20 protein-coding genes are annotated in these 25,126 nt (G+C 71.6%); 13 read left to right on the forward strand and 7 right to left on the reverse strand.

The window, feature by feature from the left end:
- Positions 1-183: 183 nt before the first annotated feature.
- Complete coding sequence (rpsD, locus tag GVN67_RS18275) at positions 184-801, reverse strand: 30S ribosomal protein S4 (RefSeq protein ID WP_159998585.1); 618 nt, start codon at positions 799-801, stop codon at positions 184-186.
- 189 nt (positions 802-990) lie between these two features.
- Here rpsD and GVN67_RS18280 point away from each other — a divergent pair, with 189 nt between their 5' ends.
- Complete coding sequence (locus GVN67_RS18280; protein ID WP_159998588.1) at positions 991-1,203, forward strand: hypothetical protein; 213 nt, start codon at positions 991-993, stop codon at positions 1,201-1,203.
- A 259-nt stretch (positions 1,204-1,462) separates the two neighbouring features.
- Here the strand turns inward: GVN67_RS18280 and GVN67_RS18285 are convergent, their stop codons facing one another.
- Positions 1,463-3,256 carry an ABC transporter ATP-binding protein gene (locus GVN67_RS18285; protein ID WP_159998590.1) on the reverse strand — a complete coding sequence of 598 codons (1,794 nt, stop codon included), beginning with the start codon at positions 3,254-3,256 and terminating at the stop codon, positions 1,463-1,465.
- A gap of 235 nt (positions 3,257-3,491) precedes the next feature.
- On the opposite strand from GVN67_RS18285, the gene GVN67_RS18290 reads away from it, so the two are divergent.
- Complete coding sequence (locus GVN67_RS18290) at positions 3,492-4,541, forward strand: glycosyltransferase family 4 protein (RefSeq protein WP_159998592.1); 1,050 nt, start codon at positions 3,492-3,494, stop codon at positions 4,539-4,541.
- A 176-nt stretch (positions 4,542-4,717) separates the two neighbouring features.
- On the opposite strand, the gene GVN67_RS18295 is transcribed toward GVN67_RS18290, so the two are convergent.
- Positions 4,718-6,508: a GGDEF domain-containing protein gene (locus tag GVN67_RS18295; protein WP_159998594.1), complete on the reverse strand. Its 1,791-nt coding sequence runs from the start codon at positions 6,506-6,508 to the stop codon at positions 4,718-4,720.
- Positions 6,509-6,748: 240 nt separating this feature from the next.
- Between GVN67_RS18295 and lepA the strand changes: the two genes are divergently transcribed.
- The 5 genes from lepA (at position 6,749) to GVN67_RS18320 (ending at position 13,660) form a co-directional block, all read left to right on the forward strand.
- A complete protein-coding gene (gene lepA, locus GVN67_RS18300; RefSeq protein ID WP_159998596.1) occupies positions 6,749-8,554 on the forward strand; it encodes a translation elongation factor 4 in 1,806 nt (601 codons plus the stop codon).
- Complete coding sequence (locus GVN67_RS18305; RefSeq protein WP_159998598.1) at positions 8,555-8,755, forward strand: hypothetical protein; 201 nt, start codon at positions 8,555-8,557, stop codon at positions 8,753-8,755.
- Positions 8,756-8,863: 108 nt separating this feature from the next.
- Positions 8,864-9,853, forward strand: a complete 990-nt coding sequence (locus GVN67_RS18310) for a tripartite tricarboxylate transporter substrate-binding protein (protein WP_159998600.1) — start codon at positions 8,864-8,866, stop codon at positions 9,851-9,853.
- Between the two features lie 142 nt (positions 9,854-9,995).
- Positions 9,996-13,286, forward strand: a complete 3,291-nt coding sequence (locus GVN67_RS18315; protein WP_159998602.1) for a PAS domain-containing protein — start codon at positions 9,996-9,998, stop codon at positions 13,284-13,286.
- On the forward strand, positions 13,283-13,660 hold the full coding sequence (locus tag GVN67_RS18320; protein WP_159998604.1) for a response regulator: 378 nt from the start codon (positions 13,283-13,285) through the stop codon (positions 13,658-13,660). The genes GVN67_RS18315 and GVN67_RS18320 overlap by 4 nt, the downstream gene beginning before the upstream one ends.
- 57 nt (positions 13,661-13,717) lie before the next feature.
- On the opposite strand, the gene GVN67_RS18325 is transcribed toward GVN67_RS18320, so the two are convergent.
- Complete coding sequence (locus GVN67_RS18325; protein WP_159998606.1) at positions 13,718-15,226, reverse strand: M81 family metallopeptidase; 1,509 nt, start codon at positions 15,224-15,226, stop codon at positions 13,718-13,720.
- Positions 15,223-16,347 (reverse strand): pyridoxal-phosphate dependent enzyme, encoded by a 1,125-nt coding sequence (locus GVN67_RS18330; RefSeq protein WP_159998608.1) that lies wholly within the window; start codon positions 16,345-16,347, stop codon positions 15,223-15,225. The genes GVN67_RS18325 and GVN67_RS18330 overlap by 4 nt, the downstream gene beginning before the upstream one ends.
- Positions 16,348-16,400: 53 nt before the next feature.
- On the opposite strand from GVN67_RS18330, the gene GVN67_RS18335 reads away from it, so the two are divergent.
- From GVN67_RS18335 to GVN67_RS18345, 3 genes are all read left to right on the forward strand, one after another.
- Complete coding sequence (locus GVN67_RS18335) at positions 16,401-17,498, forward strand: M20 family metallopeptidase (protein WP_159998610.1); 1,098 nt, start codon at positions 16,401-16,403, stop codon at positions 17,496-17,498.
- Between the two features lie 88 nt (positions 17,499-17,586).
- Entirely contained in the window at positions 17,587-18,930 is a 1,344-nt protein-coding gene (locus GVN67_RS18340) for a hypothetical protein (protein WP_159998612.1), read from the forward strand.
- The gene (locus GVN67_RS18345) at positions 18,927-19,625 is read left to right on the forward strand and encodes a hypothetical protein (RefSeq protein WP_159998614.1); all 699 of its coding nucleotides are present in this window, start codon (positions 18,927-18,929) and stop codon (positions 19,623-19,625) included. The genes GVN67_RS18340 and GVN67_RS18345 overlap by 4 nt, the downstream gene beginning before the upstream one ends.
- Before the next feature lie 246 nt (positions 19,626-19,871).
- Here GVN67_RS18345 and GVN67_RS18350 read toward each other — a convergent pair whose 3' ends face one another.
- On the reverse strand, positions 19,872-21,635 hold the full coding sequence (locus GVN67_RS18350; protein ID WP_159998616.1) for a monovalent cation:proton antiporter-2 (CPA2) family protein: 1,764 nt from the start codon (positions 21,633-21,635) through the stop codon (positions 19,872-19,874).
- 89 nt (positions 21,636-21,724) lie between these two features.
- Positions 21,725-22,879: a M20 family metallopeptidase gene (locus tag GVN67_RS18355; RefSeq protein WP_159998618.1), complete on the reverse strand. Its 1,155-nt coding sequence runs from the start codon at positions 22,877-22,879 to the stop codon at positions 21,725-21,727.
- A 182-nt stretch (positions 22,880-23,061) separates the two neighbouring features.
- Here GVN67_RS18355 and GVN67_RS18360 point away from each other — a divergent pair, with 182 nt between their 5' ends.
- Genes GVN67_RS18360 through GVN67_RS18370 form a run of 3 tightly spaced genes read left to right on the forward strand, consistent with a single transcriptional unit; the run spans position 23,062 to position 24,890 of the window.
- Positions 23,062-23,643 carry a TIGR00730 family Rossman fold protein gene (locus GVN67_RS18360; protein WP_159998620.1) on the forward strand — a complete coding sequence of 194 codons (582 nt, stop codon included), beginning with the start codon at positions 23,062-23,064 and terminating at the stop codon, positions 23,641-23,643.
- Positions 23,640-24,587: a bifunctional riboflavin kinase/FAD synthetase gene (locus tag GVN67_RS18365; RefSeq protein ID WP_159998622.1), complete on the forward strand. Its 948-nt coding sequence runs from the start codon at positions 23,640-23,642 to the stop codon at positions 24,585-24,587. Before GVN67_RS18360 ends, GVN67_RS18365 begins: the two co-directional genes overlap by 4 nt.
- 3 nt (positions 24,588-24,590) lie before the next feature.
- Entirely contained in the window at positions 24,591-24,890 is a 300-nt protein-coding gene (locus GVN67_RS18370; RefSeq protein ID WP_159998624.1) for a hypothetical protein, read from the forward strand.
- Positions 24,891-25,126 lie beyond the last annotated feature (236 nt).

Genomic DNA, 25,126 nt, shown 5'->3' on the forward strand with positions numbered 1-25,126 from the left:
GGGCGGGCGGGTCGCGGTGATGGACAGGCTATAACGTTGTCGCAACCTTGCCCAGGCGCCCGAGCCCGCCGCCGCCGCGCCGAAGCACGGGCGTGGCTTTTGCGGCACAGACAAAAAAAGGGGAGAGCCCTGCGGCCCTCCCCCTCGAAAGTCTGGCGCGGCGGGTGACCCCGCCGCCTCCGGTCAGCGCGAGTAGAACTCGACGACCAGGTTCGGCTCCATCTGCACCGGGTAGGGCACGTCCGACAGCTTCGGGGCGCGCAGGAAGCGGCCCTTCATCTGGCGGTGGTCGACCTCGAGATACTCGGGGACCTCGCGCTCGCCGGACTGGGCGGCATCGAGCACCGCGACCAGCTGCTTCGACTTCTCCTTGACCTCGATGACGTCGTTGTCACGCACCAGATAGGAGGGAATGTTGACGCGCTTGCCATTGACCGTGATGTGGCCATGGTTGACGAACTGGCGCGAGGCGAAGGGGGTGATCGCCAACTTCAGGCGATAGACCACGGCGTCCAGGCGGCGCTCCAGCAGCTCGATCAGGTTCTCGGAGGTGTCGCCCTTGCGGCGGACGGCCTCCTCGTAATACTTGCGGAACTGCTTCTCGCCGATGTTGCCGTAGTAGCCCTTCAGCTTCTGCTTGGCCATCAGCTGAACGCCGAAGTCGGTCGGCTTCTGCTTGCGGCGCTGGCCGTGCTGGCCGGGGCCGTACTCGCGCTTGGCGACCGGGGACTTGGCGCGGCCCCACAGGTTCACGCCGAGACGGCGATTGATCTTGTACTTGCTTTCCGCGCGCTTGGTCATGCCGCGGGCTCCTTCTTGTTATGACCCGTTCTTCGAACGATGTCGCTGATGTCCCGGTAGTCCCAAGGCAAACACGCCAAGGGCGGGACGCAGGACGAGCCTGCATCCGCTTTCCCGGAAGGGAGCGCGCCTTTACCCCCCCGCCAGCCCGCTTGTCAAACCATCGTCATCCGCCGTATCGCGAATCTTATGGTGACACGCTCGGACATTCTGATCCTGGGGCTGACAGCCGGCGTGACCGGCAGCCTCGTCGGCGGCCTGATGCTGGGCATCGGCCTGGGCCTGGTGGTGAACAACGTCCACGCCGGCTGGATCCTGGTCCTGCCCGCGGCGCCCGTCAGCGGGCTGCTGGGATACTGGATCGCCAAACGCCTCGCCCGGAAGATGCCGCCGGTCCTTTGAAGAGAAGGCAGGGGACAGGTCGGGGGAATGAATTCCCCCGAGCCCCCCTTCTTTTTTCTGATGACCGGCCGTTCGGGGGCCAGCGCCTGCGCCGGCAGCGACACCAGGGCATGGCGGCGGGACGCATCCATATGAAAAGGCGCGACCGGGACGGTCGCGCCTCGTTGGAGTGCCGCGCCCCACCTGGCCAGGAGACGGCGGCAGCCTGACAGAAAAATCCAGGGGAATTCATTCCCCTGGCCTTGCCCTTGTCTTGGCTTCAGGCCGCGACCTGCAGCCCCTCGGCCTGCCGGCGAACCATGTCCTGGTACGGCCCCGGGCGGCGCATCAGCAGCTCCGGCGCGCCGTCCTGGATCACCTGGCCGCCTTCCATGACCACGATGCGGTCGAAGTTGGTCAGGGTCGCCAGGCGGTGGGCCACGGCGATCACGGTGCGGCCCTGCATCAGCCCGTCGAGCGCGCGCTGCACCTCGGCTTCCGACTCCGAGTCGAGGGCGGAGGTCGCCTCGTCCAGCAGCAGGATCGGCGCGTTCTTCAGCAGCGCGCGGGCGATCGCCAGGCGCTGGCGCTGGCCACCGGACAGCTTGGCGCCGCGGTCGCCGACGATGGTCTCGAAGCCCTCGGGCAGGGCCTCGATGAACTCGCGGCAGCGGGCGGCCTCGGCGGCAGCCAGCACCTCCTCGTCGCTGGCGTCGGGGCGGGCGTAGCGGATGTTCTCCAGCACGGTGCGGTGGAACAGGGCCACGTCCTGCGGCACCACGGCGATGGTGTCGGCCAGGCTCTCGCGGCTGGCCTCGGCGATGTCCTGGCCGTCGATGGTCACCGCGCCGGCCTGCGGCGCCGAGTGGCGCTGCAGCAGGGTCAGCAGGGTCGACTTGCCGGCGCCGGAGCGGCCGACCACGCCGACCTTCTGGCCCGGCTGGATGTCCAGCTCCAGGCCGCGCAGCACGGGGGCGGCATCCTCGGGGGCCGAGGGGTAGCGGAAGGTGACGTTCTGGAAGACCACGTGGCCGCCCTTGGCCGCCAGGGCATGGGCGTTCTCGGCATCCGGCAGGTCATGCGGCACCAGCAGGGCGACGAGGGCCTCGCGCATCCGGGCGACGTACTGGGTCAGGTCGACCAGCGCCATGGCGAGGTCGCGGGAGGCATGCAGGATGGTGAAGCCCAGGGTGCAGACCAGCACGATGTCACCGGTGGTGGCGCGGCCCAGCTGCCACAGGTTCACCACCCAGCCCAGCAGCATGGCGGTCAGCACGGCGGTGGCCACGCCATGCACCAGGCGCAGCTTCTCGAGGTAGCGCAGGCTGGCGCGGCGGGCGGCGCTCTCGGCGGCCAGGGCGCCGTCCAGCCGGGCCGATTCGCGGCCGAAGGCGCCGAAGGCCCGGACCAGGGAGAAGTTCTGCACCACGTCGACCAGCTGGCCGTCGACGGTGGCGGCGCGGCTGGCGAAGCGGTCGTGCAGCCCCTCGCCCTTGCGGCCCAGCCAGGCGACGCCGATGGCCAGCGTCGCCGCGGCCAGCACCAGGCAGCCCGCCATCACCGGGTCGACGCTGGCCAGGAAGCCGATGGCCAGCACCACGGCGACGGCCGGCGGCACGGTGTGCCAGGTGAAGTTCTGCAGCACGGTGAAGCCGGCATTGCCGGTGGCGCTGATCCGGCTGGCCAGCGTGCCGGCCGAGCGGTTGGCGAAGAAGCCCGGCGAATGGCCGGACAGGTGGCGGAACAGCTCGGCCCGCATGTTCGCCGTCACCTTGGGGAAGCGGTCGGCCGCGATCCAGCCGCCGACGCGCCACAGCAGGTTATCGGCGGCGATGATGCCGGCCAGGATGGCGAAGGCGGTCCAGACGGCGGCCATGCTGGCCGAGCCCGGCCCGCCCGCCAGCGTGTCGATCAGGTGCTTCACCGCGTAGTTGGAGCCGACGGAGCAGCCCACCGCGCCCAGCACCGCCGCCATCACCGTCGCATGGCCACCGGCCCAGGGACGGATATGGCGGAACAGGAAGCCGACGGGGCGCCGGGCGAGGCGCAGCAGATCGGTCGAGTCGTCGCGCATCGGGGGGTGCTCCTTCGTCTTTGGTGCACATGCTCGTGAGGGCAGGCTGCATCCGCGTTGATGAGCAGAGAACACCTGCATCAAGACGAAATCGTGGCGAAGTTTGCCTGAACCCTACCTCAATCGCCTGCGAGTGTTCGCTCAGTGGCAAGCCCCAGCGGCAAGCCATCTTGGCAAACCCAGAGGGCTGCCGTCGGCCGCGAGGCCGGGGCATTTACCCAGGAGATCCGACCCGATGCGTATCGCGCAGATCGCTCCCCTGACCGAAGCCGTGCCCCCGAAGCTGTATGGTGGCACCGAGCGGATCGTCTCCTACATCACCGAGGAGCTGGTCGAGATGGGCCACGAGGTGACGCTGTTCGCCTCGGGCGACTCGATCACCAAAGCGACGCTCGCCGCCGGCAGCAAGAAGGCGCTGCGCCTCGACCCCTCCGTGCGCGACACCAACGCGCCGCTGGCGGTCATGCTGGAGCAGGTCTACCGCCGCCGGCACGAGTTCGACCTGCTGCATTTCCACCTGGACTACCTGCCCTTCTCGCTGTTCTCGCGGCAGAGCGTGCCCTTCGTGACCACGCTGCACGGGCGCCTCGACCTGCCGGAGCTGCAGCCGGTGTTCGACACCTTCAGCCAGGCGCCGGTGGTCTCGATCTCCAACGACCAGCGCCGGCCGCTGCCGCAGGCGAGCTGGGCGGGCAATGTCTATCACGGCCTGCCGGAGAAGCTGCTGACGCCGCGGGCCGACATCACCCCGGGCTACCTTGCCTTCCTCGGCCGCATCGCGCCCGAGAAGCGCTGCGACCGGGCCATCGAGATCGCCATCGCCACCAACACGCCGCTGAAGATCGCGGCCAAGGTGGACCGCGTCGACGTCGACTACTTCGAGACCAAGATCAAGCCGATGCTGGCGCATCCGCTGATCGAGTTCATCGGCGAGATCGACGAGACCCAGAAGCCGGGCTTCCTGTCGGGCGCCATCGGCCTGGTCACCCCGATCGACTGGCCGGAGCCCTTCGGCCTGGTGATGATCGAGGCCATGGCCTGCGGCACGCCGGTTATCGCCTTCCGCCACGGCTCGGTGGCCGAGGTGATCGACGAGGGCGTCACCGGCTTCGCGGTGGACAGCATGGCCGAAGCCATCGCCGCCGTGCCGCGGCTGAAGAACCTGTCGCGCGAGGCGGTGCGTGCCCGCTTCGAGCAGCGCTTCACCGCGCGCCGCATGGCCGAGGATTACGTCGCCCTTTATGAGCGGCTGGCCAATCCGGCGCTACGTCTGGCGGCGGAATAAACCAAGCGAGGCCGGATCCTTCAGGGGATCCGGCCTTTTTTATGAGTTTGAGAATCTTCTTTTTCTGAAGAAAAAGAAGCAAAAAGACTTCTCTCAGCTTGGCGTCCCGCATCAGGCCATCCGCGGGGCGCCAGATGAATGAAAATTTTTTGGTTCTTTTTTATAAAAAAGAACTCTTACTTACTCAAAATAACCCAGGCCAGACCTTCCGCCGACGCCTTGGCGCTCGACTTCTGCTGCGCCACCTCGGCCAGCAACCGATCCGGCGCGCATCCCGGCCGCCCGGCCGGGATTTCCAGCACCGCCGCCGAGCAGCGCAGCAGCGGGAAATCCCGCATCCGCCCGTCGCGGTCCTTCCCCGGCACCAGGCCTGCGGCCCGCTCCGCCGGGGTGTAGAAATTCACCACCGAAGCCGCGAAGTCGCCCAGCATCCTGGCCAGCCGCGCGCGCAGCTCCTCCGGCGCCGGGCCGGAGACGCCGGCGAAGAAATCGTCGCCGCCGATATGGCCGATGAAGATCCCCTCGCCTTCCGGGAAATGCCGGCGCAGCGCTTCCGCGAACAGGGTGATGGCCCGGTCGCCATTGAGGAAGCCGTAGCGGTCGTTGAACGGCTTGAAGTGATCGAAGTCGAAATAGCAGAGGTAGCGCGCCGCCTCCGACCGCACCGAGGCCGCCGCCGCATGGGCGGCCACCGACAGGTTGCCCGGCAGCCGGGTCAGCGGGTTCTGGTCCAGCGCCAGGCGCAGCCGCTTCTCGTGCAGCAGGCCGACCAGCGCCGAGGCCGAGATCAGCCCGACATAGCGCCCGTCATCCTGCAGCAGGATGCCCTCGCAGCCCGGCGGCGCCCCGGCATAGATCTGCAGCAGGGTATCGGCATCGGCATGCAGGCTGGCCACCGGGCAGGGCACCAGGAAGGGCTCCAGCGCGCTGGCCACGTTGCGGTTGCTCAGCAGGTCGCGGCCGAAGCGGCCATAGATGAAGGGGCGCAGGTCGCGCTCGCGCACCACGCCCTGGGGCGCGCCGGCCACATCGACCACCGGGATGACGGTCCGGTCGGGCTCGTGGCGCAGGATCTCGAAGGCGCGCTCGACATGGTCGGTGCGGCACAGCGCCGGCAGCCGCTCGACCGCGGCCAGCAGCAGCTCGCTGTCGCCGTTCTGGGCGCGGCGGCGGTGCTCTTCCGCGGTGGCCTGCATCAGCCCGGGATAGACGGCGCGGATGGCGCCGGGGGCGGTGTCGGGCCGGGCGACGTAGTAGCCCTGGATCAGCTCGCAGCCGAGGGCGCGGGCGGCCAGGAAATCATCCTCGGTCTCGACCCCCTCGGCCACGACGCGCAGGCCCAGCATGCGCGCCAGGCCCGCGACATGGCTGACGAAGATCCGCCGCCGGCTGTCGCGCGCCAGGCCGGAGACCAGGAAGCGGTCGATCTTCACATAGTCGACGCCGCCCTCGAACAGCAGCCGGGTCTCCGCCCGGCCGCGGCCGAAATCATCGGCGGCGAAGCGGATGCCCTGCGCCCGGCAGGCGGCGCGCAGCTGCGCGAAGCCGGGCAGCGCCGGCGCGTCCAGCCGCTCCGACAGCTCGATGCACAGGCAGGAGCCAGGCAGGCCGGCCGCCTGCAGCAGGCCCGTCAGCCCGGCCAGCAGCGCCTCCGCCTCAGGCCCGGCCATGGCGCGGCCGTCGAGGTTGAGGAACAGCCGGCGCCGCCCGGCATCGGGGATGGCGGCGAAGGCGGCGACGGCCAACCGGTGCAGCAGCTGCTCCATCGCCGGCAGCACCCCCTCGCGCGCGGCCTGGTCCAGCAGGGCGCAGGGGGTGGCGAAGCCCAGGGTGTCATGGCCGCGCATCAGCGCCTCGACGCCGTAGAGGCTGCCGGTATGGCTGTCGACGATCGGCTGCAGGGCGCAGCGCAGCTGGCGTTCCGCCTGGCGCAGCAGGGCCTCGCCAGCGGGGAGGGGCTGTGGCACGGCGCCGAACTGGGCCGGGGGCAGGAGGGCAGCGATGGTCAGGAGGCACCTTCGGGAAAAGCCGCGGCCTGGCTAGGCCCAGGGTGTTGCCGGCCGGTTAACCCCTGCATGAAGCATTGATGGCATCGCCGGCGCCAGGGCCGGATGTCCCTTCCGCTTTGATTTCGACGCCGCTTGCCCTATTTGCAGGGGCTGAACGCGGCGGGCCACCCTCCGCCCCCCGATCGCCGCCGGAATCGCATGACCAATACCCCGCTGTCCCGTATCCGCAACTTCTCGATCATCGCGCATATCGACCACGGCAAGTCGACGCTGGCCGATCGTCTGATCCAGGCCACCGGCTCCGTCGCGCTGCGCGACATGAAGGAGCAGATGCTCGACAGCATGGAGCTGGAGCAGGAGCGCGGCATCACCATCAAGGCGGCCTCCGTCCGCCTGGACTACAAGGCGAAGGACGGCCAGGACTATGTCCTGAACCTGATGGACACGCCGGGCCATGTCGACTTCGCCTATGAGGTGAGCCGCAGCCTGGCCGCCTGCGAGGGTTCCCTTCTCGTCGTCGACGCCAGCCAGGGCGTCGAGGCGCAGACCCTGGCCAATGTCTACCAGGCGATCGACGCCAACCACGAGATCGTCCCGGTCCTCAACAAGATCGACCTGCCGGCCGCCGAACCCGACCGGGTGAAGCAGCAGATCGAGGATGTCATCGGCCTCGACGCCTCGGAAGCGGTCGAGATCAGCGCCAAGTCGGGGCTGAACATCGAGGGCGTGCTGGAGGCGATCGTCACCCGCCTGCCGGCGCCGACCGGCAACCCGGACGCGCCGCTGAAGGCGCTGCTGGTCGACAGCTGGTACGACCCGTATCTGGGCGTCATCATCCTGATCCGGGTGAAGGACGGCTCCATCCGCAAGGGCCAGAAGATCCGCTTCATGGCCGAGGGCACCACCCAGACGGTGGACAGCGTCGGCGTCTTCCGCCCGAAGATGACGCCCGTCGACTACCTGGGCCCGGGCGAGATGGGCTACCTCAACGCCGCCATCAAGACGGTCGCCGAGACCAATGTCGGCGACACCATCACCGACGAGCGCAACCCGGCCTCCGAGCCGCTGGCGGGCTTCAAGCCCTCGATCCCGGTGGTCTGGTGCGGGCTGTACCCGGTCGATGCCGATGACTTCGAGAAGCTGCGCGATAGCCTGGGCAAGCTGCGGCTGAACGATTCGAGCTTCCATTTCGAGGCGGAGAGCTCGGCGGCGCTGGGCTTCGGCTTCCGCTGCGGCTTCCTCGGCCTGCTGCACCTGGAGATCATCCAGGAGCGGCTGAGCCGCGAGTTCGACCTCGACCTGATCGCGACCGCGCCCTCGGTGGTCTACAAGCTCGAGCTGAACAAGGGCGACCTGCTGGACCTGCACAACCCCGCCGACATGCCCGACCCGACCCTGATCAAGTCGATCCAGGAGCCCTGGATCAAGGCGACGATCATGGTGCCGGACGAGCATCTGGGCTCGATCCTGACGCTGTGCACCGAGCGCCGCGGCCAGCAGGTGGAGCTGACCTATGTCGGCAACCGCGCCATGGCGGTCTATCGCCTGCCGCTGAACGAGGTGGTCTTCGACTTCTACGACCGGCTGAAGAGCGTCAGCCGCGGCTACGCCTCCTTCGACTACACCATGGACGGCTATGCCGAGGGCGACCTGGTCAAGATCTCGATCATGGTCAATGCCGAGCCGGTCGATGCCCTGTCCTTCCTGGCCCATCGCAGCCAGGCCGAGCGCCGCGGCCGGTCGATCTGCGAGAAGCTGAAGGAGCTGATCCCCCGCCAGCTGTTCAAGATCCCCATCCAGGCGGCGATCGGCGGCCGGGTGATCGCGCGCGAGACCATCTCCGCCATGTCGAAGGACGTGACGGCGAAGTGCTACGGCGGCGACATCAGCAGAAAGAGAAAACTTCTGGACAAGCAGAAGGAAGGCAAGAAGCGCATGCGGCAGTTCGGCAAGGTCGAGATCCCGCAGAGCGCTTTCATCGCCGCCCTGAAGATGGACAGCTGAGTGGCGAAGGCCACTCTCCTCGGTCCGGATATCCTGCTGGCGCTGGCGGTCTTCTACTGGCCGGGCGCCCTGCTGCTGCTGTTGACGCTGGCGGTGATCGGCCTGCCCTGGCGCCGCACCCTGCCCGGCCGGCTGGCGCTCGCCACCGGCCTGGGCGGCACCTTTCTTCTCGCCGTGCTGGTCATCGACCTGTCCCGCTGAGGCGGGACCGACCGCTTCTCCCCAAAAAACGGATCGCCGAGGTTGACGCGCCCCCCCGGGTCTCGGCCAGATAGCGAAATAATTAAATTAACGGGAGAATCGGTCGAGATGATGCGTCGCAGCCTGATGGCCTTGCTGGCCGCCGCCTTCCTGGCGCCGGCCGCCGCCCCCACGACCGCCGCGGCGCAGGGCGCCTTCCCCACCCGCACCATCACCGTCATCGTCCCCTTCGCCGCCGGCGGCCCGACCGACACGGTGACCCGGCTGGTGGCCGAGGTGATGGGCCGCGACCTGGGCCAGACCGTGGTGGTGGAGAATGTCGGCGGCGCCGGCGGCACGCTGGGCGCCGGCCGCGTCGCCCAGGCGCGCCCCGACGGCTACACCCTGCTGCTGCACCATATCGGCATGGGCACCACGCCGACGCTGTATCGCCGCCTGTCCTACGACCCGGTGGGTGGCTTCGAGACCATCGGCCTGGTCACCGCGGTGCCGATGACCATCATCGGCCGCAAGGACATCGCCGCCACCAACCTGGCCGAGCTGGTGGCCCTCGTCCGCCGCGACCAGGTGAAGATCAACTACGCCAATGCCGGCATCGGCGCCGCCAGCCATCTCTGCGGCCTGCTGCTGCAGAAGGCGATCGACGCGCCGATGACCACCGTGCCCTATCGCGGCACGGGCCCTGCCATGACCGACCTGATCGCCGGCACCGTCGACCTGATGTGCGACCAGACCACCAACACCACCAGCCATATCCGTGCCGGCGCGGTGCGCGCCTTCGCCGTCACCACGGCGCAGCGCCTGCCGTCGCTGCCCGAGCTGCCGACGGCGGCCGAGGCCGGGCTGCCGGGGATGGAGGTCACCGTCTGGCACGGGCTCTACTCGCCGAAGGGGACGCCGGCCGAGATCAACACCCGCCTGTCGCGCGCGCTGCAGGTGGCGCTGCGCGACGAGCGGCTGATCCAGCGCTTCGCCGACCTGGGCACCGCGCCGGTCGCCCAGAACGAGGCCACGCCCGACGCGCATCGCGCCTTCTGGCAGGCCGATATCGCCAAGTGGCGCCCGGTGATCCAGGCGGCCGGCCAATACGCCGACTGAGGCCTGGCGGGCCGGCCCCGCGGCCGCCCGTCCTGGCGCCGCCTGGCCCGTGGCCGGCGCGGCCTGCGCCCCCTTGTGCGCGCCGTGGCAAACGCGCATGGAGGGGCATGCTCCTCGCGTTCTGCCCGCTGCACGGGAAGGCATGACCGGCCGGGCGCCGCCGCGGAGCCCGACGGTCCGCCTGCATCTGATGATGCTGGCCCTGGCCGCGCTGCTGCCGGCCTGGGGCCTGGGCTTCCACGTCGCCGGCCAGGTGGCCGACGCGGAGCGCGCGCGGCTGGTCGCCCAGGCGCGCGAGACGGTCCAGGAGCTGGCCTTCAGCCTGGAGCGCGACATCCTCAACATGCGCGGCGAGCTGGCGGCGCTGGCCGCCGCGCCCAGCCTGCGCGAAGGCGACCTGGCCGGCTTCTACGCCCAGGCCCGCGCCCTGCCGCTGCAGCGCGACGCCCAGCTGCGGCTGACCGACCGGCTGGGCCAGCTGCTGGTCGATACCGGCCAGCCCTTCCCGCTGCCCGAGGCCAATGGCACCATGCGCCAGCCGCCGCGGGCGGCCGGCATCTCCAACCTGATCGCCTCGGCCAATCCGGCGCGGCCCTTCCGCATCGACCTGACGCAGGAGGTGCGCAGCCAGCCCGAGGGCGCCCCCGGCGGCACCGCGGCCCTGCTGCTGACCGCCAGCACCGATCCCTCGCGGCTCTGGGCGGCGCATCTGAAGCGCGCCAACCTGCCGGAGACCTGGATCGGCGCGCTGTATGACGGCGAGGGCCGGCAGATCACCCGGATGCCGCCGCGCCCCGAGCTGATCGGCGCGCTGCGGCCGGAGGGCGGCGCCGTCGCCCAGGCCCTGGCCAGCACCGCGCCGCGCGGCTGGGCGCGCAACCGCTCGACCGACGAGGAGACGCTCTACACCGTCTGGCAGCGGGTCGGCGCCACGCCCTGGCTGGTGCTGGTGGCGATGCCGGCCGACATGCTGGACGGCGCGCTGTGGCGGGCGCTGGCCCCGGTGCTGGTGGCCGGCGCCCTGCTGCTGGCCGGCTTCACCGCCATGCTGGCCTGGTGGAGCGACCGCCGCATCGCCGTGCCGCTGGCCCGCCTCGGCCGCATGGCCCAGGCCTTCGGCAATGGCGGCGCCCTGCCCGGCTTCCCGCCGACCCGGCTGCGCGAGATCGATGCCGCCGCCGAGGCGCTGCGCAGCGCCGGCCGCGAGCGCGAGCGGCTGGAGGCCGAGCGCGTGGCGCTGACCGCCCGGCTGCAGACGGTGCTGGAGAGCACCACCGACAGCGTGCTGGTGCTCGATGGCGCCGGGCTGCTGCGCTATCTGAACGGCCGCGCCGCGGCGCTGGCCGGCGGGCAGCAGGGCATCGGCCGGCCGCTGGCCGAGACCTTCCCCGGCTGGGAGGGCGGGCCCTTCGGCGCCGCCTGCCAGGCCGCCGCGCGGCAGGGCGTGTCGCAGAGCGTCACCGCCTTCCACCCGGCGCTGGGGCGCTGGATCTCGGCCGATGTCTATCCCTCCAGCGAGGGCATCACGCTGTTCTTCCGCGACGTCAGCGACGAGCGCGCGGCGCAGGTGGCGCTGCGCGAATCGGAGGCGCGGCTGAAGGCGGTGCTGGACAATGTCTCGGTCGGCGTGCTGCTGGCCGAGGCGCCGGGCGGCCGGCTGCTGCTGGGCAACCGGCGCCTGGCCGAGATGCTGCGCAGCCCGATCAGCCTGTCGCGCAGCATCGACGACTACGGCCATGACTGGGAGGCCTACCACGCCGATGGCCGCCGCATGGCCAGCGAGGAATTCCCGCTGAGCCGCGCGCTGCGCGACGGCGTGCCGGTCAGCGGCGAGTATCAGTTCCGCACCGGCGACGGCAACATGATCTGGATCCGCGTCTCCGCCGCGCCGGTGCGCGACGCCCGCGCCCAGGTGACCGGCGCCGTGGTCGCGCTGACCGACATCGATGCCGAGCGCCGCGCCGCCGCCCAGCTGACCGAGAGCGAGCTGCGCTTCCGCATCCTGGCCGAGGCGATCCCGCAGATCGTCTGGTCGGCCAAGCCGGACGGCACCATCGACTATATCAACCCGCGCATGCAGGACTTCACCGGCATGACGCCGGAGCGCGCCCCGGCGGCGCTGGGCAAGCTGGTGCATCCGGTCGACCAGCGCTCCGCCTGGGGGCGCTGGCAGCGGGCGCTGCGGCGCGGCCGGCCATTCGCCGCCGAGCTGCGGCTGAAGCGGCCGGATGGCGGCTGGCGCTGGTGCGTCGTCCGCGCCCTGCCCGCCTTCGACGAGGAGCGGGTGGTGTCGCGCTGGATCGGCGCGGTGACCGATGTCTCGGAGCTCGCCGAGGCGCGCGAGGCGCTGTCGCGCCAGGTCGCCGCCCAGGCCGCCTCGCGCGAGGCGGCGGTGCAGGCGGCAGCGGCGCTCGCCGCCTCGGAAAGCCGCTTCCGCCGCTTCGCCGAGGCCAGCCCGGACGTGATGTGGATGCGCGACCCCGGCGGCGAGCAGCCGGAATTCGTCAGCCCCGCCTTCGAGCGGATCTGGGGCATCGCCCGCGAGCGGCTGGTCGAGCAGCCGGGGCTGTGGCTCGAATCGATCCACCCCGCCGACCGCGACCGGGTCGAGGCGGCCTGGGCCCAGGCGGCGCGCGACGGCAATTTCGACAGCGAGTACCGCATCCTGCGCCCCGACGGGGTGATGCGCTGGATCCGCGACATCGGCTTCCCGATGCTGGACATGCAGGGCGCCATGATCCGCCGCGGCGGGCTGGCGCGCGATGTCAGCCAGGCCAAGGCCAGCGAGGCGCGCCAGCTGCTGCTGCTGGGCGAGCTGAACCACCGGGTGAAGAACACCCTGGCGACCGTGCATTCGCTGGCGCTGCAGACGGCGCGCACGGCGGGCAGCGCGGCCGACGCCATGCCGCGCTTCCTGAACGATTTCCAGGCGCGGCTGCTGACTTTGTCGCGCGGACATGATCTGCTGACGGCGCGCACCTGGCGCGGCGCGTCGATGGAGGATATCGCCCGGGCGGCGCTGGCGCCCTGGCAGGTCGAGGAGGGGCCGGACGGGGTGGCGCGGCTGTCGCTGACCGGGCCCTCGGTCTGGCTGGCGCCGCGGCAGGCGCTGGGACTGGCGCTGGCGATGCACGAACTCGCGACCAATGCCACAAAGCACGGGGCTCTTTCCTGCGCGGAAGGGCGGGTGGTGGTAACCTGGCATGGCACCGCAGAGGGGCTGGTCAGGCTGGACTGGCGGGAGGAAAAAGGCCCGCCGGTGACAGGGGTGCCAAGCCGGCGTGGCTTCGGCAGCCGCATGCTGGAACGGGGCCTGCCCGCCGAGCTCGGACCCGGCTCGGCCGTTGAACTGGACTACGCGGCCGATGGCTTCCGGGCGAGCATCCGCTTCCGCCCCGTCAGCGGACCGCAGGTTGAAGAGGAGACCGCATGAGCGGACTGAACGGCCGGCGCATCCTGGTCGTGGAGGATGAGGCGCTGATCGCGATGCTGGTCGAGGATGCCCTGATGGAGGCCGGCGCCTCCGTCCTCGGCCCGGCCGCCACGGTGGAAGAAGCCCTGGCGCTGTTCGAAAGCGAGCATCCGGAAGCCGCCGTGCTGGATATCAACCTGGCGGGCCAGGCCTCCATCCCGGTCGCCGACCGGCTGGTGCAGAGCTCGATCCCCTTCGTCGTCGCCACCGGCTATGGCGCCGCCGGACTGCCCGAACGGCACCGCAACGTGCCCGTCCTGGCGAAACCCTACGACCCGCGCGACCTCATCGCCGCGCTGGAAAAGATCTGCGCCGATATGAAGCCGGTTGGCTGAAGCGACAGGCCAGGGGAATGACTTCCCCTGGCCACGACCCTCATACCGGGGACTGGCTCAGGGCCAGGCCGTCCCGGCATCCAGCGGCAGCACCGGCCGCGGCAGCTTCGTCCATTTGAAGCGGTCCAGCACCGGCGAGGTCAGCCCGGGCGCATCCACCTCCACCACCCGGCCCGGCGAGAAGAACTCGTCGAAACCGCCGCGGAAATGGCCGCGCGACTTCACCACCACCACCCGGGCGGCGCCGATATCCAGGCCCAGATGTTCCAGGAACACCGGGTCGGCGCATTGCGTCCGCTGGCTGATCACCACCACCACGATTCCGCCCAGCCGCAGCGCTGCCGTCGCCCCCAGCGCCACCGCCGTCTTCGCAAAAATGCCGCGCCGGCCGGTGACGCGGCCATCCGACAGCGCCACCACCTCCGCCTCGGCGGCGAAGGCATGCGCGAACTCATCGCGCGGCACCCGGTTGAAGCGGGCGACAAAACGAGCCCCGACGCCCAGCCCCTGCGCCTCCTCGACCAGGGAGGGATCATGGATGACGCCCAGCAGCGCGCCCTCCACCCCGGCCTTCAGGAAGGCCTGCAGGATGAACATGGTGTTGCCGCCACCGCCGCCGCCCGGATTGTCGGCGACATCGGCGAAGATCAGCGGCACCTCGGTGGTCAGCGCCCGCTGCGTCGCCTCGACCAGCGGCGTCAGCCTGGCGACGAAGCGGTCGCGCCGGTCCCAGGCGGCCCGCGCCAGCTCCTCGGCCAGCGCCTCGCAGGCGGCGCGGTCGGGGCCGGTGACGATGATGGAAAAGCCGTTGAACGGCGTGTCGCCATAGGCGAAGCCGCCCATCACCGAGACATTGGCGATCTTGCCCGGGCCAAGGTAGCGCGCCCGCGCCTGGCCCTGGTCGATCACCTCGCCATAGGGCCCCTTGGCCGTCAGCAGGCTGACCGTCGGCGCCACGATCGGCAGCCGGCGGAAGGCGCGGTGGAACCGCTCGCCCGCCAGCAGCCGGCGCAGCAGGAAAGCCGATTCGGCGCCGCGCTCGCGCATGTCCAGATGCGGGTTGGTGCGGTAGCCGACGAAGGCGTCGCAATCCCGCACCATGGCTTCCGAGACATTGCCATGCAGGTCGTAGCTGCAGACCAGCGGCACGCCCGCCCCCAGCACGGCGCGGACCAGCGCCTGCACCGCGCCCTCGGGGTCGTCGAGACCCGTCGTCAGCCCGGCGCCATGCAGCACGCAATAGACGCCCTCGACCTGGCCGCGCAGCGCCTCGAGGCCGGCGCGCCACACCGCCAGCATGGTGTCGAAAACCGGCTGGTCGACCGGGCCATTCGGCTCGGCCGCGGTCAGCATCAGCGGCCGTGGCTGCCAGGGCCCGGCGGCATCCATCGCGGCGACGAAGCCCGGCATCTCGGCCAGCTGCGTCGGCGCCTCGCTGCGGGCATCGGCCAGCAGCGCCTCGCCCTCCAGCCACACCCGGAAATCCTCCCGCTTCGCGACCGGCGCGAAGCGGTTGCACTCGATGGAAAAGCCCAGCAGCGCGACGCGCGGCCCGGCCTCTGTCACAGCGCGACCCCGGCCAGCTCGGCATGGCGCTGGGTCGACTTCAGCCCGCTGCCGGTCAGCACCACCACCGTGGTCTCCTCGCGGCGGATCTGCCCGTCCTCCAGCAGCCGGCCGAAGGCGGCGGCCGCCTGGGCGCAGGTCGGCTCGACATAGAAGCCGCGCTGCGCCAGGCCGCGGGTGGCGCGGATGATCTCGCTCTCGCTCAGCAGCACGGCGCCGCCGTTGGAGGCGCGCAAGACCTGCAGCACCTCGGCCATGCGCAGCGGCTGGGCGATGGCGGTGCCCTCGGCGATGGTGGGCATCGGGTCGGCATCGTCCTCGCCCAGCCATTCGCGGGCGATCGGGCCGCAATTCTCCGGCTGGGCGGCGAAGATGCGCGGCAGGCGGCGGATCTGCCCGGCGCGCAGCAGCTCGGCGAAGCCGATGCCGCAGCCCAGCACGTTGGACCCGGCGCCGCAGGGGACGATGATGTTGTCCGGCGCCCGGAAGCCCAGGTCCTCCCACAGCTCATAGGCCAGCGTCTTGGTGCCGTGCAGGAAGAAGGGGTGCCAGTTGTGGCTGGCATAGAAGATGCGGTTGGACTGGGCGAGCGCGGCATCGGCGCAATCCTGCCGGCTGCCGGGCACCAGCTCGATCTCGGCGCCCAGGCTCCTCGACTGCACCGTCTTGGCCGGGCTGGTGGACGCCGGCACCATGATCTTGGCCCGCATGCCGCCGGCCGCCGCATAGGTGGCGATGGCGGCACCCCCATTGCCCGACGAGTCCTCGAGCACCGCCTTGATCCCCTGGTCGCGAAGCAGCGACAGCATGACCGAGGCGCCGCGGTCCTTGAAGCTGCCGCTCGGCATGAACCATTCGCATTTGAAGCGGACCGGCGCGCCCGACCATTCGGCCTGCACCAGCGGCGTGCAGCCCTCGCCCAGGCTGATCCGCGCGACAGGCTGGAACGGCAGGGCGGCGGCATAGCGCCACAGGCTGCGCTCGGCGGCCACGACCTGGCCACGCTCGATGCCGGGCATGTCGGTCAGCAGCAGCGGCTGGCCCTCGGGGCCGCACCAGCGGGGTTCGGAAAGCGGCCAGGTCTGGCCGGAGCGGGGGTCGAGATAGGCGATGTCTTGCATGGCCTTCCACCCTGGCTTGCCGGGGGCGCCCCGGCAAGATACCCCCTTGGGTCATGCCGCACACCGACGCCGTCGCCCGCCTCGCTGCCGACCTGGTCCGCCTGGACAGCCGCAGCTTCGTCTCCAACCGGGCGGTCGCCGACCGGATCGCCGCCGAGCTCGAGGGCTTCGAGCTCGAGCGGCTGGACTACGCCGACGCGGCCGGCGTGCCGAAGCAGGTGATCGTGGCCCATCGCGGGCCTTCGGGCGGCGTCGCGCTGTCCGGCCACATGGACACGGTGCCCGACACCGGCTGGAGCACGGACCCCTTCTCGGGCGCCATCGACGCCGACGGCGTGCTGCACGGGCTGGGGGCGGCCGACATGAAGGGGCCGCTGGCCGCCTGCATCATCGCGGCGAAGACCCTGCCGGCGCATCTGCCCGCGACGCTGCTGATCACCACCGACGAGGAGACCACCAAGCAGGGCGCCAGGCTGATCGCCGAGCGCTCCGCCCTCGCCCGCCGCGCGGCGCTGCGCGGCATCATCGTGGCCGAGCCCACCGGCATGCTCCCCGTCCGCGGCCACCGCAGCAACATCGACTTCATCGCCGAGGCCGAGGGGGTGCAGGCGCATTCCTCGCTGGGCATCGGCGTCAACGCCAACTGGGCGCTGGTCCCCTTCCTGGTCGAGATGCAGGCGCTGGCCGAGCGCCTGAAGACCGACGTCGCCCTGCAGGACCCGGCCTACGACCCGCCCTTCAGCGACTTCAACCCGGTGATCGACAACCACGGCGCCGCGGTGAATGTGACGGTGCCGAAGGCGACGGTCCGCATCAAGTTCCGCTACAGCCGCAGCATCGACCCGGCCCCGGTCATCGCCGCGGTCCAGGCCGCCGCCGCCCGCGCCGGCATCGGCCTGCGCCTGGCGCGCCAGGGCCTGCCGCCGGAGACGCCGGCCGACCACCCCTTCATCCGCGGCCTCGAAGCCGCGACCGGCCGCGTGGCGGAAACCCGCCCCTTCGGCACCGACGCCTCCGAGCTGCAGGAGATCGCCCCCTGCGCCATCCTCGGCCCCGAGGTGATGGACACCGCCCACAGCCCGGTCGAGCGCGCGCGCGTCGCGCTGCTCGGCGCGGCGGTGCCGGTGTTCCACCGGATCATGGGTGGCTGACCAAAAAGCTGCCCGGGATTTTCAATTTATAGGCGAAATGATCGCGGATCTGTGATTGCATCGGGGCCTCGAGCAAAAGGCTCCCGGCATGCGTGTCCTGACCATCGGTCCCCTGCCCCCGCGCCGGCTTCCCGCCGCCGCCGCCGCCGCGCCGCCCTCCGGCGCCATCCTGTGGCTGGCCTGGCTGGTCGAGCTGCTGGCCGTCGGCGCCGGCTGCCTGCTGGCCCTGCATGCCTGGCAGGAGGGCGAGGCGCTGCACGAGGCGCCCCTTCTCCTGCTGCTGCCCTTCACCGCCCTGGCCGCGGCGGAACTCGCGAAAATCCCGCTGATCGCCCTGGCCTTCCGGCTGGCCTCGCCCTTCGCGGTGCTGCTGGCGGGGCTGGCCGTGCTGGCGGTGGCCGCCGTCACCTTCGAGAACTTCGCCTTCGGGCTGAATGCCGGCTTCGCCGCCCGCGAGCGCGCCGTCGCCGAGGCGGAGGCGCATCTGGCCCGCCGCGAGGCCGCCCTGCCGCTGGTCGAGGCCCGGCTGCCGCCGCTGGAATTCGCGCAGCTGCATCAGGCCGGCCTGCTGGCGGCGCATGACCGGCTGGCCGAGGCGATCCGCGCCGCCACGGACCAGGCCATGGCGCAGCTGCGCCTGACCGGGCTGCGGCCGATGCTGCTGGCCGAGCGCCAGCGCCTGGCCGAGGCCGCCGCCGCGCTGCGCCCGCGCCAGGAGGCCGAGCTCGCCGCCGAGCGCCGCCGTTGCGTCAAGCAGGAGCAGACCGTCTGCCGGGCCGGCGAGATGATGAAGAGCCAGGCCCTGCAGGCCGAGGCCCTGGCCGCCGAGCAGCGCGACGCCGAGCAGCGGATCGAGGCCGAGGCCGACCGGCTGCAGCAGGGCCTGGCCGCGCTGCGGCAGGAGCGCGACGCGGCGCTGGCCGCCGCCGCCCCGGCCGGCGCCGCGGCGCGCGCCGCCCTGCTGGCGCTGGGCACGCAGCTGCGCGACTCGCGGCTGGCGCTGCTGCAGGCCGCCGGCGAGGCCAGCGCCGCCCGGCTGGCGCTGGACGCCGCGCGCGACCGTTCCCAGGTGCGCCAGATCGCCGAGACGCTGTTCCAGGACACCACCCCGGCGCGGCTGGAAGGCGTGCGCATCGCGCTGGTCGCCGCGCTGGCTGGCGCCGTCGCGCTGACCGGGCCGCTGCTGGCCAGCCTGCATTATGCCGCGCCACCCCCGATCGGCGCCCGCGGCGCGCCGCTGCGCCAGGCCTGGCTGCGGCTGCTGCGCGCCCGCCGCCGCTACTACCTGCGCCGGGCGCGCGCCGCGGTGCCGCCGCCGCCCCAGGTGGTCGAGGTGCCGAAGGAAATCCCCGTCGACCGGGTGAAGCTGGTCTTCCTGCCCGCCGAATACCCGGAGACCGATCTGATCAAGGTCCGCGGAGACCACCAGTGAAGCCCCCGCCCGAGGAGAACTGGGAATTCTTCAACCTGGCCCTGATGCTGCGCGCCGTCGCCCGCACCGCCGGCCAGCAGGGCGCCACCGCCGATGCGCTGATGCGCGCGGCCATGGCCGGGCAGGTGGCGCGGCACAGCCTGGTCTCGCCGACCGGCACGCTGGCCGCCGCCCCGCCGATGGAGGGGCTGGCGCCGCCGCCGCCCGCCATGGCCCCGCCGCGCGGCACCCGGCTGCTGCTCTTCGCCTGCCTGCTGACCCTGGCCGGCGTCTGGGCGACGCTGCTGCTGCGCCCCGCCGGCGCCAGCTGGCAGGCGGTGGAGCCCGAGGCCGCGAAATGGCCCGAGGCCCGGCCGCCGCAGCCCGCCACCCTGGCCCCGCTGCCCGGCACCACCTACACCACCATCCACCGCAGCCGGTACCTGGCGGGAGAGGTGGTGACCACCTGGCTCTTCGCCGCCGCCGACGACGCGCATCCGCTGCGCCAGGCCTGCAGCTTCACGCTGGCGGCCGACAGCATGGAACCGGCGCGCAGCTTCGAGCTCGGCCAGGCGCCGGGACAGCGCCAACCCAACCCGGGCTATGTCGCGACCCGCATGACCCTGACCGAATGGAACCGCGCCGCGGAACTGTGCCGCTGGCACGCGGAGCCGGAACCGGCGCTGCGGAAGGTTCCGTTCAGGCACAGGACTTAAGAGAGATTGGACAGGCCAGGGGAATGAATTCCCCTTTTCTTTCGGACTGCCGTGTCCACGTGGGGACAGGACGTGAAACGGCCCGGCGACAGCGCGACCTGTGACGGCGCGCTAAGGGCGCCCCGCCGTGATGCTTTGGTGTCGCATCCGTCGAAGCGCAGGTCACCAAACGGCCGGTAATAGAAAGGAATGATGGGGGCTTGGGGGAAGAATTCATTTTTCCCCCAATCTTCCAAAGATCTTCCCTTACTCCGCCGCCTTCACTTCCCCCATCTTCACCACCCTTGGCGGCGTCAATGGCTCCGGACCCGCGAAGAGGCCGCCGATCTGCTGGGCCGCCAGGCGTTCGCGGTCGCGCAGGCGGACTTCCTGTTCCACCGCCTCGGCTTCGTCGCGCGGGACGCCGAGGGCCAGCAGCGCCTCGCGGCCCAGGATCAGCGCGGATTCCACCGTCTCGCGGATCGGGTTCTCGATGCCGCGCTCCATCAGCGTCAGGGCGTGGCGGCGGTCGAAGGCGCGCACCACCAGGGCGGTCTCGGGGAAGGCTTCCTGCACCAGGGTGACGACGCGGTTGGTCACTTCCGGCCGCTCGGTGCAGACCACGATCAGCCGCACGCGGCCGCCGCCGGCGGCGCGCAGCACGTCCAGCCGTGTGCCGTCGCCATAGTGGACGCGGCTGCCGAAGCGGGCGGCTTCCTGGATGCGCTGCACGTCGGTGTCGATCAGCACCGGCTGCACCCCGTGGCGCTGCAGCACCTGGGTGACCAGCTGGCCCATGCGGCCGAAGCCCACCACCATGACGCTGCCGCGGGCGTCGGAGAAATCCTCCTCCGGCATCGGCCGGCCGCAGCGGCTGAGGATTTTCGGCGCCATGCGCAGCAAAGGCGGGGTGACGGCCATGGAGAGCGTCACCAGCGCGACGAGAAGGCTGGCCAGGTCGCCGCCCATGACGCCGGCGGCGGCGGCGGCGGAATACAACACGAAGCCGAACTCGCCGCCCTGGGCCAGGATCAGCGCGGCGCGCAGCGCGGTCGCCGGCGGGTGGCCGAAGACCCGCGCCAGCCCGTAGGTGGCGCCCGACTTCAGGGCGACGAGCAGAAAGACGCCGGCCAGCAGCAGGGGCGCCTGGGCCCAGACCACGGCCAGGTCGACGCTCATGCCGACCGACAGGAAGAACAGCCCGAGCAGCAGCCCGCGGAAGGGCTCGATATCGGCTTCCAGCTCGTGGCGGTAATTCGATTCGGCCAGCAGCACCCCGGCCAGGAAGGCGCCCATCGCCATCGACAGCCCGGCCACCGCCATCAGCCCGGCGGCACCCAGCACCACCAGCAGGGCGGCGGCGGTCATGATCTCGCGCGCGCCGGCGCGGGCCAGCAGACCGAAGAAGGGATTGAGCAGGAAGCGGCCGGCCAGCACCACGGCGGCGACGGCGCCGACCCCGATGGCCACCGACATCCAGACCGGGTGCTCGGCCACCATCATCCGCGGCGACAGGAAGGCGACGAGGGCCAGCAGCGGCACGATGGCCAGGTCCTGCAGCAGCAGGACCGCGAAGGCGGTGCGGCCATAGGGCGCCTCGAGCTCGCCGCGCTCGGCCAGCAGCTGCATCACCAGCGCGGTCGAGGACAGCGCCAGGCCGAGGCCGGCGACGCTGGCCGCCCCCCAGCCGGCGCCGGCCATCCAGACGCAGGGCGCCAGCAGCGCGCCGCAGACCAGCACCTGCGCGGTGCCGAGGCCCAGGATGTCCTTCCGCAGCGCCCAGAGCCGGCCGAGGTTGAGCTCCAGCCCGATGATGAACAGCAGCAGCACGATGCCGAGCTCGGCGATGCCGGCGATGCGCTCGGGCGTGTCGATCAGCCTCAGCCCGAAGGGGCCGATGACGATGCCGGCGGCGATATAGCCCAGCACCGAGCCGAGGCCGATGCGCTTGGCCAGCGGCACGGCGACGACGGCGGCCGCCAGGAAGACCATGGGCGTCAGGATTGGCGCCAGGTGGCTCGCCTCGGCCATTGTTCTGTCCGTGAAAGGTGGGCGGACAGGATAGGCGGGCGGGGCGGCGAAAGAGACCCCGGCGGCGGGTGGCCGCCGGGGCTGGCGGATTAAACTTCGGACAGGGTTTCCATCAGCCCGCACAGCGTCGCGCAGCGCGGCGCCAGCTCGGGCCACAGCACATGCTCGAAGATGGCATGGGCGCCGGCGCCGGAGCAGCCGAGGCCGTCCAGCGTCGGGATGCCGAGTGCCGCGGTGAAATTGCCGTCCGACCCGCCGCCGCGATGCTGCTTCGGCAGGTCGTAGCCGACCTCCGCCGCGATGGCCCGCGCCTTGGCGTAGAGCGCCAGGTTGCCCGGGCCTTCCTCCAGCGGCGGGCGGTTCATGCCGCCGGTGATCTCGACGGTGGTGCCCTCGGGCTGGGCGCCGGCCATGGCCTTCACCGCCGCCTCGATGCGGGCGCCGTCGGTCGCCGTCGCCACGCGGAAATCGACCTCGCAGCCGGCCTCGCTGGCGATGACATTGGGCCGGGTGCCGCCCCAGATGGGGGCGCAGTTGGTGGTGGTGCCGCCGGGCAGGTCGACCAGGGCGTGGATCTGGGTGATCAGCCGGGCCAGGGTCACCACGGCGCTGGCGCCGTCCGACCAGTTGCCGCCGGCATGGGCGCTGACGCCGCGCACCTTCACGACGAAGCGCCCCACCCCCTTGCGGGCGGTGACGGCGCATTTGTCGGGGCCGCCGGCGGGCTCGGGGATCAGCACGGCGCAGGAGGCCAGGGCCTCGCGCTCGATCAGGGCGCGGCTGGTCGGGCTGCCGACCTCCTCGTCCGAGGTCAGCAGCAGGGTGATCGGGCTCATCGGCCGCACCTTCTGGCGCAGCATCTCGCGCAGCGCATGGAAGGCGAAGAAGCTGCCGGCCTTCATGTCATAGATGCCGGGGCCGAAGGCTTTTTCTCCCTCGACGCGGAAGGGGATGGTCTTCTCGAGGGTGCCGTGGTCCCAGACGGTGTCCAGATGGCCGGAAACCAGGACCGGCTTGCCGTTGCCGCGGGCAAAGCCCTCGGGGGTCTTCGCCATCAGCTGGTCGCCAAAGCCGTCGCGGCCGGGGATGCGCTCGACCACGGCGCCGACGGCGCGCAGCTCGGCCTCGGCCTTGTCGATCAGCCGGTTGATGGCGGCGGGGTCGGTGGTGGGCGTCTCCAGCTCCACCCAGCCGCGGAGCTCCTCCAGCAAGGCCTCGCTGGTGCCGATCTGTGTTTCGGGCATGGGTGCAGGCTCCTGTGGCAGGTCATGATCGTCAGGGGGGTCAAGCTTGTGGCGCCGCCGCCGGCGCCTGTCCATGCCATGGCCCCGCCCATGCTTGTCGCTCGCGGCGCCGGGGGCTAAGCCCGGGGGGATAGCGGGGCGCCTCGGGCGACGCCGCCCGGCAGGACAAGGTGCTGGCCAGGATGAAGCGTGTCTGTGTGTTCTGCGGCTCCAACCCCGGCGGCAACCCGGCCTATGCCGAGGCGGCGCGCCAGCTCGGCCGCGCCATCGCCGATCGCGGCCTGGGCCTGGTCTATGGCGGCGGCCATGTCGGGCTGATGGGCATCGTGGCGGATGCCGCCATGCGCCAGGGCGCCGAGGTGATCGGCATCATCCCCGAGACGCTGATGCGGCGCGAGGTCGGCCACGGCGCCATCACCGACCTGCGCGTCGTCGGCACCATGCATGAGCGCAAGGCGATGATGGCCGACCTGTCGGACGGCTTCGTCGTGCTGCCGGGCGGCATCGGCACGCTGGAGGAGGCGGTCGAGGCCTTCACCTGGACCCAGCTGGGCATCCACGACAAGGGCCTGGTCTTCCTCGACACCGAGGGCTACTGGCAGCGCATGGGCGCGGTCTTCGACCACATGGTCGAGGAAGGCTTCCTGCACCAGAAGCACCGCGCCATGGTCCGCTTCGAGCGCGCCCCGGCCGCGGCGCTGGACGTGCTGGCCGGCTTCAGCCCGGTCGCCGTCGACAAATGGGCGGCCCCCTCCGCCCGATGAGCGACGCCGGCACCCTCTACACCGACTGGCGTGGCGTGCCGGAGCTGGCGCGCGGCGCCACCCTGGCGCTGGGCAATTTCGACGGGGTGCATCGTGGCCACCGCGCCGTCCTGCGCGCCGCCCATGCCGCGCGGCCGGAGCTGAAGCTGGCGGCGCTCACCTTCGAGCCCCACCCTAGAGAGCATTTCCGCCCCGACGACCCGCCCTTCCGCCTGACGCTGGCGGCCGGCAAGGCGGCGGCGCTGCGCGCGGCCGGCGCCGACCTGGTGGTGGCGCTGCCCTTCGACGCGGCCTTCGCCGCCATGTCGGCCGAGGACTTCGTGTCGGAAGTCCTGCACCGGGGCCTCGGCGCGAAGCACCTGGCCTGCGGCGCCGACTTCGCCTTCGGCCATCGCCGCGGCGGCGATGTCGCCTTCCTGGCGGCGCAGGCGGAAAAGCTGGGCATGGGCCTGACCATCGTCCCCCCCGTGGCCGACGAGACCGGGCCGATCTCCTCCTCTGGCATCCGCCGGGCGCTGCAGGACGGCTATCCGGAGCGGGCGGCGACCGCGCTGGGCCGCGCCTGGACCATCCACGGCCCGGTCAGCCATGGCGACAAGCGCGGCCGCACCATCGGCTTCCCCACCGCCAACGTCCCCCTCGGCCGCCACCTGGAGCCGGCCCGCGGCGTCTATGCCGTGGACGTCACCCTGGCCGATGGCCAGGTGGTGCCCGGCGTCGCCAATATTGGCCTGCGCCCCACCGTCGGCGGCAGCGAGAGCCGGGTCGAGGCGCATCTCTTCGATTTCTCGGGCGACCTCTACGGCCAGGAGGTCGCGGTCGGCCTGCGCCATTTCCTGCGCCCCGAACAGAAGTTCTCGGGCCTGCCCGCCCTGGTCGCGCAGATCGGCGCCGACGCGGCCGAGGCGCGCCGGCTGCTCGGCCTGGCGCCGGCTGCGGGCTGAGGCATGGGGTCCTTCGCGCTGCGGACGCTGGTGATGCTTGGCGCCACCCTCCTTGGGCTGGTGGCGAGCTATGCCCTCATCAGCAACCTGGACTGGGTCGACCGCGCCGGCGGGCTGCAGGCCGGGCTGGAACGCGCCCTGATCGTGCTGTCGGTCGTGGTGTCGCTGTGCTGGCTGGCCGGGGTCTGCCTGGCCGCCTGCCTGCCGCCTTTGGCGCATCGCCGGCGCGACGCCATCCTGGCCGGGCTGCTGGCCCTGGCGCTGGTGGCGGGCGGCTTCTTCCTGCGCGCCCTGGCGCTGTGAGGCGCGCGCGCCCGGCCGTTTCGCACGCGCGGTTTTGAACCGGCCTGCCATGATCGCGGCGCGTCTCCCCTGCAGCATGGCGGCGCCGCCACGCCGAGAAGGAGCCCCGATGCCTCGATCCGCCCCGCAGCACCTCGTCCGGACCCTGCCCATCGTCGGCTTGCTGGCCCTCGCCTTGGCGCCGGGCGGCGCCGCCGCCCAGGCCGGGGCGCAGATCAGTCCGCCCAGCCCGCTGC

Source organism: Roseomonas sp. 18066, from assembly GCF_902706185.1.
GTDB lineage: Bacteria > Pseudomonadota > Alphaproteobacteria > Acetobacterales > Acetobacteraceae > Pseudoroseomonas.